This is a genomic window from Curtobacterium flaccumfaciens (assembly GCF_018598405.1).
Taxonomy (GTDB): Bacteria; Actinomycetota; Actinomycetes; order Actinomycetales; family Microbacteriaceae; genus Curtobacterium; species Curtobacterium aurantiacum.
In genome coordinates this window covers 20,372-33,748 of record NZ_JAHEWS010000006.1, presented here as the reverse complement: position 1 = coordinate 33,748, position 13,377 = coordinate 20,372, and the positions used below count along the sequence as shown (strand labels likewise).

The following is a 13,377-nucleotide window of genomic DNA, read 5'->3' as shown; positions in this document are numbered from 1 at the left end:
TGCGCGAACACCGGTGTCGTGCGCAACCCGCGACCTACGCCTGCGCGTCGACGCCGGCGGGAGCGCTGCCGTCGTACTCGCAGATCGCGTTGACCTTCTCGGCGCTGGCACTGGAACGGTCGAACTCGTAGCCGAGCCACTCCTTCGCCAGACGACGGGCGAGCTCGATGCCGACGACCCGCTGCCCCATGCAGAGGACCTGGGCGTCGTTCGACAGGATCGAGCGCTCCACGCTGTACGAGTCGTGCGCCGTCACCGCACGGATGCCCGGCACCTTGTTCGCGCTGATCGCCACACCGAGGCCGGTGCCGCAGATCAGGATCGCGCGGTCGGCTTCGCCGTTCGCGACCAGGCGCGCGGCGTCGACGGCGACGTGCGGGTAGGCGGTGTGGCCGTCCGCGTCGACACCGACGTCGGTGACGTCCGACACCCGGTCGTCGGCGAGCAGGTCGGCCTTGATGATCTCCTTGTAGTCGAACCCGGCGTCGTCGGACCCGATCACGAGACGGTACGTCATGCGTGTGTTCCTTCCTTGTCAGCACGGGCGGCGAGGACCTCGCCGACCCGCGTGAGGATCATCCCCATCGAGGTGGCACCCGCGTCGGGTGTCCCCAGGCTCTTCTCGGCCAGCGGCCGGGCCCGCCCGACCTTCGGCACGAGGTCGGCGGTGGCCTCGGCCTGCTCGACCGCGACCCGCGCCGCGGTCTCCCACGCTGCCACGAGCGGTGCGCCGGTGTCGACGGCCCCGCGCAGTTCGTCCACGAACGGCAGCAGGGCGTCGAGCAGTGTCTTGTCGCCGCGCGAGGCCCCGCCCAGGTGCACGATCGAGTCGGCGAAGGCCTGCGCCGCATCGACGACGTCGGTTGCCTCGTAGGATTCGCGGTCGTCACCGAGGGCGCGGCCGAACGCCTCGAGTGCGGCGCCCCACAGGACACCGGAGGTGCCGCCCGCGAACGCGGCCCATGCGTCACCGGCGCGCCCGAGGACGAAGGCGACCCCGGCCTCCGGGCCGAGCCCGTCGACCGCCCTGCGCGCCGCACCGATCCCCTTGACCATGCCGCGGCCGTGGTCGCCGTCCCCGGCGACCGCGTCGATCCGGCCGAGCGTCTCCTCGTGCTCGCGGAGGAGCGCGTCCATCGCCTCGACGGCGGCTCGCGCCGTCTGCGCTGTCTGCCGGGAGGCGTCGGTCGCCTCCGGCACGACCGTCGCCTCGTCCTCGGCGGCGTCCACCGCGTCGGCCGGCACGAGCGCCGCGACCGGCGCCGCCACCTTGCGGTATGCGGGCGTGTAGGCGTCGGCGCGCCAGAGTCGTTCGAGTTCGTCGTCGAGCCACTGCAGCGTCAGCGAGCAGCCGCCCATGTCGAGGCTCGTGACGAGTTCGCCGACCTCGGGTTCGACGACTTCGAGCCCGGCGTCCTGCAGCAGGGGCGTGACCCGGCCCCAGAGCAGGAAGAGCTCCTCGTACTTGGTGTCACCGAGGCCGTTGAGGATCGGGGCGACCCGGGAGCCGGCGGTCACGGGTCGGTCGGCGAGCAACCGTTCGGCGAGCAGGGACGCCAGGTCCGTCGCGCGCAGCAGCGGGACGTCCTGGATGCCCGGTTCGCCGTGGATTCCGAGCCCCAGGCCGAGGTGGCCCTCGGGGACGGTGAACAGGGGTTCGGTCGCGCCCGGCATGGTGCAGCCGGAGAACGCGACACCGATGGTGCGGGTGGCGGCGTTCGACGCGTGGCCGATCCGTTCGACCTCGTCGAGGTCGGCTCCTTCGGCAGCGGCGGCACCCATCGCCTTGAATACCGAGAAGTCACCGGCGATGCCGCGGCGCTTCGACTCCTCGTCGGCGCTGGCGATGTCATCGGTGACCACGACGATCCGGGTGTCGATGCCCTCCGCACGGAGCCGTTCGGCCGCGAGCCCGAAGTTCATGGTGTCGCCGGCGTAGTTGCCGAACGACAGCACGACACCGCGGCCCTGGTCGGCGGCCTTGGCAACCGAGTAGACCTGCGCGGTCGAGGGCGAGGTGAAGACGTTGCCGACGACGGCGCCGGTGGCGAAGCCCGGGCCGACGACGCCGCAGAACGCGGGGTAGTGGCCGGAGCCGCCCCCGACGACGACGGCGACCTGCGGTGCGGCCCCCTCGGTGGGCAGGGTGACGACGCCGCCGTGGACGCCGCGGACCCGGTCGGCGTAGAGCGCGAGCCAGCCGCTCAGTTGGTCTTCGGCGAACTCGTCCGGGTCGTCGTGGATCGTGGTCATGGTGCGGGTCCTCCGGGTGGTGGTGGGTGGTGCACCGGGCGACGACGGGACGGCCGTCGTCGCCCGGAACTCAGTGTCCTCGGTCGCCCTGCGGGACCTTGAGGAAGTGGATCATCACGAACGCGCAGGCGTAGAGGCCGACGAACGTCCACGTCGCTGCCTCGCCACCGCCGCCGAGGGCGAAGACCGCCGCGACGACACCGGTGCCGAGGAACGCCGCGCCGCCGGCGGCCGTGGTGTACATCGCCATCGCGGCGCCCTTGTGCTCGGGGGCGAGCGCCGGCATGATCGCGCCCATCGGCACGAACCCGGCGAGCAGGCAGCCGAACACGCAGCCGGCGACGACGGAGAGCACGTAGCCCCAGTCCGAACCGGCGGGGACGAGCTGCGGCACGTACCACCAGGCGATGAGCCCGAGGGCGGAGCCGACGATGCCGAACCACTTGACGGTGCGCTGCCAGCCGATCTTGTCGCCGACCCAGCCGAACAGGGCGTTGACGAGGATGTTCGTGGCGTAGACGCAGACCGTCATGAGCAGCCAGCGGCTCTGGCCCCAGCCGCGCTCGTTCGCGATGACCGCGGGCAACACGACGAACATGCCGAACTCGGGCGCGGTGTTGATCAGGCGGACGAGGAAGCCCATCAGGATCTTCGGCCGCGTGACCGTCAGCCGGATGCCGCTCGTCAGCACCTGCCAGGCACTCTCACCGGCGGGGGCGATGCGCGTGAACCCGTTCGGCAGCCGGACGCCGAACAGCATGATGAGGAACCCGATCACGACGAGGCCGATCGAGGCGACCATCGCCCCGGTCTCGCCGACCGTACCGCCGCCGAACACCGGGATGGCGCCGATCGCGAAGAGCGAGCCGAGGGTCGGCAGACCACCCGTGAAGGCGACGTAGAACCAGCCGACCGCCGAGCCGTTGCGCTCGACCGGGGTGGTGATGTTCACCCAGACCAGGAACGCGAAGGCGAACAGCGGGTAGCCGAACCCGCGCAGCGCGTACGCGACGGCGGCGAACGGGACACTGCCGGCGCCGAGTGCGAGCAGGAACAGGACCTCGAACACGACCCAGACGGCGAAGCCGAGGATCATCACCCGGCGAGGCCCGACCAGGTCCGACAGGGCGCCCGAGATGTAGCTGCCGATCAGTGCGGCCAGGCTGTAGAACGTGACGATCGTCGCCACGGTGGCCTCGGGGCTGCCGAGGACCGCCACCATGTGCGGCGTGATGAAGTTCGACTCGACGCCGTTCCCGGTCATGAAGACCAGGACGGCGACGAACCCGAGGGCGAGCGGACGGGGGATGCCCATCCGGTCCAGGCGGCCCTCGGTACGGGGTGCGGTGGTCGTGCGGGCGCCGGTGGCGCGTGCTGTCGTCGCTGACATGCTCGTTCTCCCTGCTGGCGGAGCCGGTCAGGCCTGTGCGGCCTGCGCGGCCGTGGTCGGCGCGGTCAGGGACGGGATGATCGACACCTTGACGCTGGCGCCGGCGGAGTCGCCGACCAGGTCGAGGGCCTCCTGGAACTGCTCGAGCGGGAACTGGTGCGTGCAGATCTCCGACATCGGCAGGGTCTCGGCCTCGAGCAGCTTGATCGCCGCCGGCCAGGTGTGCGGGCCGAGGTGGGCGCCGCGGACGTCGAGCTCCTTGTCGTCCGAGATGATCGACCAGTCCACGGACACGTCGTCCTTGAACACCGAGTACTCGACGAAGGTCCCGAGCTTGCGGAGCAGGTTCAGTCCCTGCGGCACCGCGGACGGGTGCCCGGTCGCCTCGATGTAGACGTCGGCACCGTAGCCGTCGGTGAGCTCCTTGACCCGGGCGACCGCGTCGTCCTGCGCGATGTTGATCGTGATGTCCGCGCCGACCTTGCGGGCCAGTTCGAGTTTCGCGTCGACCACGTCGAGGGCGACGATCCGGAGCGGGTTCTTCTGCCGCGCACCGGCGATGGCGGAGAGGCCGATCGGGCCGGCGCCGGCGATCACCACGGTGTCGCCGAACTTGATGTCACCGCGCTCGACGGCGTGGAAGGCGCAGGACAGCGGCTCGGAGAACGCGGCGACCTGGCCGGGCAGGGCCTTCGACACCGGGTGGGTCAGCGCCTTCGCCGGCACGAGCACGTACTCGGCCATCGCGCCGTCGTAGCCCTTGAAGCCGAACATGTCGTGCACGTTGCACATCCAGTACGCGCCCTCGAGGCAGTAGCGGCACTCCCAGCACGGCACGATCTGCTCGCAGGCGATCCGGTCGCCCAGGTCGACGCCGCGCTTGGTCAGGGCGGCGTCGTCACCGGCGACGATCGTGCCGACGAACTCGTGTCCGGGGATGCGGTCGCGCTCCGCCCAGGCCGCACGGTTCTCGTCGCCCCAGAACTTCGCGGCGCCGTGGTAGCACTTCAGGTCGCTCGCGCAGATGCCGACGGCGTCGGTGCGGAGCAGGAGTTCCCCGGGGCCGGGCGTCGGGACGGGACGCTCCTCGAGCCGGTAGTCACCGGGGCCGTGGACGACGACGGCGCGCATCGTCGTGGGGATGGTGGTGGGGGCGGTCGTGGCCGCGTTCTCGGTCGTCGTCGACATGAGCTGTTCCTCCGTTGGGTGGCTTCGGCGATGACTGTACACCTTCGAGAACGTTTGTCCAGAACACAATTTCTGGTAGGTTCGGCACCGAACGCAAGGGAGCGAACATGACGACGGACTTCGCCGCGGCCCTCCGACCGGGCCCCGACACGATCGACCTGACCAACGACTTCAGCGGCCGCACGGCGGTGGTGACCGGCGGGGCGTCCGGCATCGGCAACGCCATCGCGCGGGCACTGGCTGCGCGGGGCGCCCGCGTCGCCGTCGTCGACGTCCGTGCGGACGGCGCCACGTCGGCCGCGGCCGACCTGCCCACGTCCGCGCTGCCCGTGACGGCCGGGCCGGACGCCGCCGCCGACGGGGCGGGCACGGCCACAGGCCTCCACGCCGGGTTCGCCTGTGACGTGACCGATGCCGACTCCGTGACCCGCACCGTGGCGGACGTCGTCCGGCACTTCGGTGGCGTCGACGTGCTGGTGAACTGCGCCGGCATCGCCGCGCTCGCCCCGGCGGAAGACCTGGCAGCCGACACCTGGGCGGCGACCATCGACGTCAACCTGACCGGTACGTTCCGCGTGGCGCAGGCCGTCGGCCGGCACATGCTCGACGCCGGGTACGGGCGGATCGTGAACATCGCGTCGCAGGCGGCCCACGTCGGCATCGACGGGCACGCCGCCTACTGCGCGTCGAAGGCCGGCGTCATCGGTCTGACGACGGTGCTCGCGCTCGAGTGGGGCGGACGCGGCGTCACCGTGAACACCGTGTCGCCGACCGTCGTCCTCACCGACCTCGGCCGTGCTGCCTGGGCGAACGAGAACGGCATCCGGCACCAGGACGAGATCCCGACCGGCCGCTTCGCCACCCCCGACGAGATCGCCGCAGCCGTGCTGTTCCTGGCGGGGGAGTCGAGCGCCATGGTGAACGGTGCAGACCTCCGTGTGGACGGCGGGTTCACGATCCGCTGAGCCCTGCTCGGACTACGATCGCGGTGTCCGATCGAGTCGAAGGGTCCCGCTCCATGTCGTCCGAGAGCACCGCTGGCCCTGGCCCTGGCCCTGGCCCCGACGCGTCGCGGACCCGGTTCCCGCTGGACACCGTCTACCAGGCGGCGCGGATGTACTACCTCGAGGACGCCACGCAGGTCGAGATCGCCTCGCGCCTCGGTGTCTCGCGCCCGACCGTCTCGCGGCTCGTGGCTGAGGCCCGCAAGGCCGGACTCGTCCGCATCGAGGTCGTCGACCCGTTCCAGGACGAGACCGTGGCGCTCGCCGAACGCCTGCAGGTCGTGCTCGGACTCCGCGCCGTGCACCTCGCCGCGGTCACCCACGCGGCCACGCTCGGCGCCGACCTCGCCGCGCCCCTGGCGGCTGCGGTCGAGGGCATGGGACTCGTCCCCGGCGACGCCGTCCTGATGTCGTCCGGTCGCACCGTCTACGACGTCGCACGGTCCGGCATGCCGACCATGCCCGGCGTGCAGCTCGTACCCACCGTGGGCGGGCAGGCCGACCCGATGCCGTGGTTCCAGACGAACGAGATCACCCGGACGGCCGCGGAGCACTCCGGGGCGATCCCGGCGTTCCTGTTCGCCCAGGCGCTGCCGTCCCCGGCGATGCGGTCCACCCTCGACGAGGACCCGGCGTTCCAGCACGTCGTCGGACTGTGGAGCCGGGCGAAGGGCGCGATCCTCGGCATCGGCGCGCCGACCCACACACGGGACGCCCTGGCCCGGGGCATCCCGGTCGAGGACGCCGCGTTCGACCGGGCCGCCGGTGACGTCTGCCTGAACTTCTACGCCGCGGACGGCTCGCCGATCGAGTTCCCCGGCAGCGAGCGGATGGTGCGGACCTCGCGCGAGGTCCTGTCGACCGTGCCGCACGCCGTCGGGGTCGCCGTCGGCAGCGCCAAGGTCACGAGCATCGTGGCCGCGGTGCGGGGCGGGCTGGTCAACGAGTTGGTGACGGACGCCGCGACGGCGCGTGCCGTGCTCGACGCGCTCGCCTGAGCGCTCCGGCTCGGCGCCCGTTCCTTCCCATCACGCGTGCGATGGAGGGTGGATCCGGGCGTACCTGGTCGTTTCTTCGTGGCAGGTACGCCCGGTTCCGGTAGGTACGCCCGGTTCCGGTCGGTACGCCCGGTTCCGGTCGGTACGCCCGGTTCGGGTCGGTACGCCCGGATCCGGTAGGTACGCCCGGTTCCGGCGGGTACGCCCGGTTCTGGGGGTGTCCGCCTGCGGCCGGGAGGCGCGGGGCGGGGCCGCACCGCGCCTCCAGGCCGGCGGTCCGCACGTCTAGGGCGTGCGCCGCACGTCCCACAGGTGGTGCACCGGGTCGTGCGCGTAGTAGGTGGCGAGGGTCGCGACGGTGAAGGCGCTGCCGTCGGACCGGAGGCCGGTGCGCTCGAGCACCTCGTCGGGCACCGCGGCGAAGGCCCGGGCCGCGCGGTCGGCCGACTCCCGCAGCTCCTCGGCGACGACCGAGGGGTCCTGCTCGCCGTAGCGGTCCTCGACGGCGGTGGCGTCCTGGTCCCAGTTCGCGAAGGTCGGGGCCTCCTCGGTGAGCATCAGCTCGAGGCGCTCGGCCATCTTCCGGTGCACGTCCCGCACGTGGGCGCCGTACTCGAGCGGTGACCAGGTGTGGTCGTCCGGACGGTCGCGCACGTCGTCGCGCCCGAGCGCCTCGTGCCACCCGGCGGTGTTCTCGTCGATGATGCCCGGCACGTCGCGGATCGTCACGGTGCTGCCGTCGTAGCTGCACTCGGGACATGCGGACTCGATGACCCACGTCCAGTTCTTCGTCTCGGGTTCGATCGCCATGGGCCCGATGTTACGGCCTCGTTACTCAGCTCCGCGGTTCCGCGAGCTGGTGCGGATCGACCGTGACCCCCGATCGGGTGACACGCCGTTCCCTGAGAATCACCGGCCAATGACATTTCGGTCGCTCGGTAACGTCGTCGGCTGTTCTGGGCCGGTACCCGACGGCCCACCGATCTTCTCGAGGAGCGATGCATGGGTTCCGACCCCAGCAGTACCCACACCCGACCGCACCGACGACTGCGCGAGAGCGACGTCACCGTGGTCGACAAGAGCATGATGCGCCGAGCCGTCAGCGGCATGGTCGTCGGCAACACCATGGAGTGGTACGACGTCGGTGTGTACGGCTACCTGGCCGTGACGATGGGGAAGGTCTTCCTGCCGACGGCCGAACCCGCGGTGCAGATCCTGTTCAGCCTCGGGGTGTTCGCGGCGACGTACATCGCGCGGCCGCTCGGTGGCATCGTGTTCGGACGCCTCGGCGACCGGATCGGCCGGCAGAAGGTGCTCGCGACGACGCTGATCATGATGGCGGCGTCGACGTTCCTGATCGGGGCACTGCCCTCGTACGCCACCATCGGGGTGTTCGGTCCGATCCTGCTCGTCGTGCTGAAGCTCGCGCAGGGCTTCTCGACCGGTGGTGAGTACGCCGGGGCGACGACCTTCGTGACCGAGTACGCCCCGGACCGCCGCCGCGGGTTCTTCGCGAGCATCCTGGACTTCGGCAGTTACCTGGGCTTCGCGCTCGGCGCCACGGTCGTCTCGGTCCTGCAGATCACCCTCGGCGAGGATGCGATGACCGCCTACGGCTGGCGGTTCCCGTTCCTCGCCGCCGGCGTGATCGGTGTCGTCGCGATCTACTTCCGCCTCCGCATCGAGGAGTCGCCGGTGTTCCAGGCGACCCAGGCCGCGCAGGAGGCCGCGACCGAGTCCCGCGCGTCCTTCGACGGTGAGCGCCCGGCCAACGTCGTCGCGATGGTCCGCCAGCACTGGCGTCCGATCGTCATCGCGATCATGCTCGTCGCCGCGTCGAACACCGTGGGCTACGCGCTGACCTCGTACATGCCGACGTACCTGACCGACTCGCTCGGGTACTCCGCCATCGACGGCACCCTGCTGACGATCCCGGTGCTCCTCCTGCTCGCGGTCATGCTGCCGCTGACCGGCAAGCTGTCCGACCGCCTCGGCCGCCGCGTCGTGATGTGGATCGGTGCCGCCACCACCGTCGTGCTCGTCGTGCCGGCGTTCATGCTGATCGGGCACGGGGCGCAGTGGTCGACCCTCGCCGGCCTCGGGTTGCTCGCACTGATGACGGCGCTGTGGGTGTCGAACCAGGCTGCCTCGCTGCCGGCGCTGTTCCCGACCTCGACGCGGTACGGCGGCATGGGCTTCGCCTACAACATCGCGATCGCGGTGTTCGGTGGGACCACCCCTCTCATCGTGCAGGCGCTACTCACCGCGACGGGTGACGAGCTCGCCCCGGCGTACTTCCTGATGGCGATGAGCGTCGTCGGTGCGATCGGTGTCTTCTGCATGAAGGAGTCCTCGCAGCGCCCGCTGCCCGGGTCGATGCCGGCGGTGGAGACCGAGGACGAGGCGAAGGAGCTCGTGCTCACGCAGGACACGAACCCGCACCTGGACCTCGGGGACCTGCCGTTCGCGGCGCAGGACGCGGCGGCTGCTGCTGCGCGCGAGGCTGCTGCGCGGGAGGCTGCTGCGCGGGAGGCGTCGCCGGTGCGCTGACTCGTGTGGGGGATCGGGCGGCGGGGTGTGTCCGGCCGAGGTGGAACGACGGGGTCGTTGTCGTACGACAGTGACTCCGTCGTTCTTTGCGTGCGCGGGCTGTTGCACGGTTCGGGGAGCGACGATGTCGCTGTCGTACGACATCGACAGTGTCGTTCGGCGTCCGCACCGGCCCACCGCACCCACCGCACCCGCCCCCGCCTCACTCGTGCCGATGCTCCGACGCCGGGTCCACCGCCGGCCACACGGGGAACGGGTCTGCCCAGCCGCGCCACACGTCCGGCCCGGCGAGCAGCTCCGACGGCGTGAGCAGCGCCCCGTCGAGCGCCCGCTCGATCGCCCGGACGTCGAGCTGCTCGCCGACGAACCACAGCGCCTGCCCGATCGGGGCGTCGGCGTCCCACGACGGGTTCGCGGTGGGGTCGAGTGCGAGCATCGACCCGAAGCTCGACCACGAACCGACGTGGTCCGGCCGGGATGCCAGGCGGAAGAACCCCCGCGACCGCAGCACGCGGCCGTTCACCCCGGCGGACAGGTGCTCGGCGATGACGGTGGACAGTCGCCCGGGGTGGAACGGCAGCGGCTCCCGGTAGCGCATCGCGACCAGGGCGTCGCGGGCGTCGCGCCCGGTGTCCGCCCCGCTCGACAGGGCACGCATCCAGCCGGCGCCGGTCGCGAGCACCCGCGCGGCTCCGCCGTTCGAGGCCGGCAGGTCGGCGGCGCTGCGGATCGCGGGCAGGGCGACGATCACAGCCTGGGGCGCCATCCGGTGCAGCAATGACACGAGCGCCCGACGCCGACGGCCGGACAGCGGTTCGATGCGGTCGAGGGCGATCACCGTCGCGTACTCGACGAGCGCGGCCATCCGGTCCGCGGCCACGAAGGCGTCGTCGACGTCCGACCACAGCAGGTGCGCGACGTCGTCGGCCCGGAGCACCCCGACGACGTGCCGGAGCACCCGGTCGTCGCCGGTCTCGGACCGTGCCGCGTTGGCGAGCAGCATGCCGACGGCGCGGGCATCGGCACCGGGGTGCAGGGTGACGACGAGCCCGTGGTCCGCCTCGGGGCCGCACACGCGGTCGAGCTGGTCGGCGCGGTCGGCGACGGCACGGGCCGATGCGAACGCGCTCCCGGCGACGTGCATCCGGTGCCCGGTGGTGATCCGGGCGGCGACGCGGTCGGCGTCGCCCTCGTGGAGGGCGGTGACGAGGGTGATGGCAGCAGCACGCATGTGCGCTACTGTAACTGAAAACCGTTCTCAACAAGGAGGCTCGTCGTGAAGGTCCGCAACTCCCTCAAGGCGCTCAAGAAGATCCCCGGCTCGCAGGTGGTCCGACGCCGGGGCCGCGTCTACGTCATCAACAAGAAGAACCCCCGCTGGAACACCCGGCAGGGCTGACGTCGGCGGCGGTCCGTAGGGTGGCGGCATGCGACTGCTGCTCATCCGCCACGGCCAGACCCCCGCGAACGTGAACGGCGTCCTCGACGCCGTGGTGCCCGGACCGGGGCTGACCGAGCTCGGGCAGCAGCAGGCCGACGCCCTGCCCGCGGCGCTCGCCGACCGGGGGATCGAGCGACTGTTCGTGTCGTCGATGGTCCGGACGCAGGTCACGGCGGCTCCCCTCGCGACCTCGCTCGGCCTCGAGCCCGTGGTGCTGCCCGGCCTGCGCGAGATCGAGGCGGGCGACACCCAGGGCAAGAGCGACAAGGTCTCGGTGCAGACCTACATCTCGACCGTGCACGGCTGGTCCGGCGGCGACCGCACGACCCGGATGCCCGGTGCCGAGAGCGGCCTCGAGTTCTTCGCGCGCTACGACGACGCCGTCCGGCAGATCGAGGCCACCGGGGTCGCGGTCGCCGCTGCCGTCAGCCACGGTGCCGCGATCCGCACGTGGGCGAGTGCCGCGGCGCAGAACACCCCCGACCACTTCGGCACGAAGCGGCACCTGGAGAACACCGGCATCGTCGAGCTCGAGGGCTCGTCCGCCGACGGCTGGCACCTGGTCGACTGGGAAGGCGAGCCGGTCGGCGGCGACCAGCTCATCGACCGCACGGCGCTCGACCCCACCGGCGAGCGGTTCTGACGCGACCAGCGGACGGACGGGAGGCCCGGTACCAGCTGGTACCGGGCCTCCCGTCCGTCGTCAGTCGCGTCGACTACGCGAGCTGCGACGCCGACGCCGACGCCGCCGTCAGCGGCACGATCACGCCGTGCGACTCACGCAGCACGTCGAGCGTGCGCTGGACCTCGTCCGCACGCTCCTCGGTCGTCCAGCCGAGCGCCTCGGCGAGCACGTCGGCCAGCTCGTCGAGCAGGTCGATCGTGACCCCGCCGACGAACGCGAGGTTCGTGCGGCGCAGGACGACGTCGACCAGGTGGACGGCCTGCTCGTGGCGGGCGAAGTACGCGACCTCGGCGCGGGTGAGCGACGGGTCGGACTCGAGCGGCTCGACCGGGCCGTCGGTCAGGACGTCCACGACCTCGGCGGCACGGGTGCCGTAGCGCTCGAGCAGCCCCTCGACCAGGGACTCGTCGAGACCGTCACGGTGCGACTTGATCCACAGGGCACGCTGCGCGTCGGTGGTCGGGAACTCCTTGCCACCGCCGATCGGCATGCCGGTGGTGTCGACCTTGCGGCTCATGCCGAGCTTGGTCGTCGCCTCGGTGGACAGGTGTGCAGCGAGGGCGCGGAACGTCGTCCACTTGCCACCGACGAGCGACAGCACGGTCGACTTCGGCAGCCCGGCGATCTGGGTGTCCACGATCCGGTAGTCGCGGGACACGAAGCCGGGGGCGGTGTCCTCGTGGCGGGGGAGCGGACGGATGCCCGAGTAGCTGTAGACGATGTGGTCGCGGGTGACCTCGATCTGCGGGAACACGTGCTTGACGAGCCCGAAGAAGTAGTCGATCTCCTCGTCGGTCGTCGTGACCGGCTTCGACGGGTCGGCGTCGATGTCGGTCGTGCCGATGAGCACCCGGCCCTTGAGCGGGTAGATGAGGACGATGCGGCCGTCGTCGTTCTCGAAGAACAGCTCGCGGCCCTTGGTGGCCTCGAGCAGCTCGTCGTTGTGGACGACGATGTGCGAGCCCTTCGTGCCGCCCATGAACTTCGTCTCGCCGCCGAACGCCTCGTTCGTCAGGTCGGTCCACGGGCCGGAGGCGTTGATCACGACGTCGGCCGTGAACACGAACTCGTCGCCGGTCTCGCGATCACGCAGCAGGACGCCGCCGTCGCGGGTTCCGGCTGCCTCGACGTAGTTGACCGCGCGTGCCTTGTCGGCTCCCGCGGCCAGGCCGTCCTTCAGGACGTCGAGGGCCAGGCGCTCGGGCTCGTGCACGCTCGCGTCGTAGTAGGTGCCCGTGTACTTCAGGTCCTTGTTGAGGGCCGGCATGTCCTCGAGCGCGGCCTTCTTGGTGCGGAAGACGTGCTTCGGGACGGACCCGCCGTCGCGCGAGAAGGAGTCGTAGATCGTCATGCCGATCTTGATGAGCATCGCGCCGCGCTCCTTGGTGGAGCGCTGCTTGTGCGTCAGCATGCGCAGCGGGGCGTTCATGATGCCCGAGAACGTCGAGAAGATCGGCATGGTCGTCTGCAGCGGCTTGACGTAGTGCGGGGCGATGCGGATCAGGCCGTTGCGCTCCTGCACGCTCTCGCGCACCAGGCGGAACTCGCCGTTCTCCAGGTAGCGGATGCCGCCGTGGATCATGTGGCTCGAGGCCGCGGAGGCGCCGGAGGCGTAGTCGCCGCGCTCGACCAGGGCGACGTCGACGCCCTGGAGCGCGAGGTCGCGGAACGTGGCGATGCCGTTGATGCCGCCGCCGACGACGAGGACCTGCGCGTTCGGGCGCTCGGTGAGGGCGGTCACCGTGTTCCGGGGCTGTGTCTTCTTCGACATGGTTCGTCGCTTCCTTCGTCTGTTCGTGGGGTCAGGATCGATCGTGCGCTCGTTCGGGAGGGCGGGCAACTCGCGTGCACGAACGTGCAGCACACGT

12 protein-coding genes are annotated in these 13,377 nt (G+C 71.2%); 5 read left to right on the top strand and 7 right to left on the bottom strand.

Annotated elements, in window-relative coordinates; translation table 11 throughout:
- Positions 1–34: 34 nt before the first annotated feature.
- The 4 genes from KK097_RS05320 to KK097_RS05305 all read right to left on the bottom strand — a co-directional run bounded on the left by KK097_RS05320 (position 35) and on the right by KK097_RS05305 (position 4,831).
- Positions 35–517, bottom strand: coding sequence for a ribose-5-phosphate isomerase (locus tag KK097_RS05320; RefSeq protein WP_111032100.1), 483 nt, complete (start codon positions 515–517; stop codon positions 35–37).
- Positions 514–2,253, bottom strand: coding sequence for a dihydroxyacetone kinase family protein (locus KK097_RS05315; RefSeq protein WP_214543951.1), 1,740 nt, complete (start codon positions 2,251–2,253; stop codon positions 514–516). Before KK097_RS05315 ends, KK097_RS05320 begins: the two co-directional genes overlap by 4 nt.
- A 70-nt stretch (positions 2,254–2,323) precedes the next feature.
- Positions 2,324–3,643 (bottom strand): MFS transporter, encoded by a 1,320-nt coding sequence (locus tag KK097_RS05310; protein ID WP_214530986.1) that lies wholly within the window; start codon positions 3,641–3,643, stop codon positions 2,324–2,326.
- Positions 3,644–3,670: 27 nt separating this feature from the next.
- Complete coding sequence (locus KK097_RS05305; protein WP_214543950.1) at positions 3,671–4,831, bottom strand: zinc-binding dehydrogenase; 1,161 nt, start codon at positions 4,829–4,831, stop codon at positions 3,671–3,673.
- 107 nt (positions 4,832–4,938) lie between these two features.
- Between KK097_RS05305 and KK097_RS05300 the strand changes: the two genes are divergently transcribed.
- Positions 4,939–5,796, top strand: coding sequence for a GolD/DthD family dehydrogenase (locus KK097_RS05300; RefSeq protein WP_111032096.1), 858 nt, complete (start codon positions 4,939–4,941; stop codon positions 5,794–5,796).
- Between the two features lie 53 nt (positions 5,797–5,849).
- Positions 5,850–6,833 carry a sugar-binding transcriptional regulator gene (locus KK097_RS05295; RefSeq protein WP_214543949.1) on the top strand — a complete coding sequence of 328 codons (984 nt, stop codon included), beginning with the start codon at positions 5,850–5,852 and terminating at the stop codon, positions 6,831–6,833.
- A 285-nt stretch (positions 6,834–7,118) separates the two neighbouring features.
- Here KK097_RS05295 and KK097_RS05290 read toward each other — a convergent pair whose 3' ends face one another.
- The gene (locus KK097_RS05290; RefSeq protein WP_214543948.1) at positions 7,119–7,643 is read right to left on the bottom strand and encodes a DinB family protein; all 525 of its coding nucleotides are present in this window, start codon (positions 7,641–7,643) and stop codon (positions 7,119–7,121) included.
- Between the two features lie 192 nt (positions 7,644–7,835).
- Between KK097_RS05290 and KK097_RS05285 the strand changes: the two genes are divergently transcribed.
- The gene (locus KK097_RS05285; protein ID WP_214543947.1) at positions 7,836–9,383 is read left to right on the top strand and encodes an MFS transporter; all 1,548 of its coding nucleotides are present in this window, start codon (positions 7,836–7,838) and stop codon (positions 9,381–9,383) included.
- Positions 9,384–9,585: 202 nt separating this feature from the next.
- Here KK097_RS05285 and KK097_RS05280 read toward each other — a convergent pair whose 3' ends face one another.
- The gene (locus tag KK097_RS05280; RefSeq protein ID WP_214543946.1) at positions 9,586–10,614 is read right to left on the bottom strand and encodes a GTP-binding protein; all 1,029 of its coding nucleotides are present in this window, start codon (positions 10,612–10,614) and stop codon (positions 9,586–9,588) included.
- 45 nt (positions 10,615–10,659) lie between these two features.
- On the opposite strand from KK097_RS05280, the gene ykgO reads away from it, so the two are divergent.
- Both ykgO and KK097_RS05270 read left to right on the top strand, forming a co-directional pair.
- Positions 10,660–10,782 carry a type B 50S ribosomal protein L36 gene (gene ykgO / locus KK097_RS05275; protein ID WP_017888460.1) on the top strand — a complete coding sequence of 41 codons (123 nt, stop codon included), beginning with the start codon at positions 10,660–10,662 and terminating at the stop codon, positions 10,780–10,782.
- A gap of 28 nt (positions 10,783–10,810) precedes the next feature.
- Positions 10,811–11,467 carry a histidine phosphatase family protein gene (locus tag KK097_RS05270; RefSeq protein ID WP_214543945.1) on the top strand — a complete coding sequence of 219 codons (657 nt, stop codon included), beginning with the start codon at positions 10,811–10,813 and terminating at the stop codon, positions 11,465–11,467.
- A gap of 73 nt (positions 11,468–11,540) precedes the next feature.
- On the opposite strand, the gene KK097_RS05265 is transcribed toward KK097_RS05270, so the two are convergent.
- Positions 11,541–13,280, bottom strand: coding sequence for a glycerol-3-phosphate dehydrogenase/oxidase (locus KK097_RS05265; RefSeq protein WP_214543944.1), 1,740 nt, complete (start codon positions 13,278–13,280; stop codon positions 11,541–11,543).
- Positions 13,281–13,377 lie beyond the last annotated feature (97 nt).

Excerpts from the sequence above, each read along its gene's own strand:
- KK097_RS05320 (WP_111032100.1), bottom strand. The coding sequence starts at position 517 with ATGACGTACCGTCTCGTGATCGGGTCCGACGACGCCGGGTTCGACTAC.
- KK097_RS05315 (WP_214543951.1), bottom strand. The coding sequence starts at position 2,253 with ATGACCACGATCCACGACGACCCGGACGAGTTCGCCGAAGACCAACTG.
- KK097_RS05310 (WP_214530986.1), bottom strand. The coding sequence starts at position 3,643 with ATGTCAGCGACGACAGCACGCGCCACCGGCGCCCGCACGACCACCGCA.
- KK097_RS05305 (WP_214543950.1), bottom strand. The coding sequence starts at position 4,831 with ATGTCGACGACGACCGAGAACGCGGCCACGACCGCCCCCACCACCATC.
- KK097_RS05300 (WP_111032096.1), top strand. The coding sequence starts at position 4,939 with ATGACGACGGACTTCGCCGCGGCCCTCCGACCGGGCCCCGACACGATC.
- KK097_RS05295 (WP_214543949.1), top strand. The coding sequence starts at position 5,850 with ATGTCGTCCGAGAGCACCGCTGGCCCTGGCCCTGGCCCTGGCCCCGAC.
- KK097_RS05290 (WP_214543948.1), bottom strand. The coding sequence starts at position 7,643 with ATGGCGATCGAACCCGAGACGAAGAACTGGACGTGGGTCATCGAGTCC.
- KK097_RS05285 (WP_214543947.1), top strand. The coding sequence starts at position 7,836 with ATGGGTTCCGACCCCAGCAGTACCCACACCCGACCGCACCGACGACTG.
- KK097_RS05280 (WP_214543946.1), bottom strand. The coding sequence starts at position 10,614 with ATGCGTGCTGCTGCCATCACCCTCGTCACCGCCCTCCACGAGGGCGAC.
- KK097_RS05270 (WP_214543945.1), top strand. The coding sequence starts at position 10,811 with ATGCGACTGCTGCTCATCCGCCACGGCCAGACCCCCGCGAACGTGAAC.
- KK097_RS05265 (WP_214543944.1), bottom strand. The coding sequence starts at position 13,280 with ATGTCGAAGAAGACACAGCCCCGGAACACGGTGACCGCCCTCACCGAG.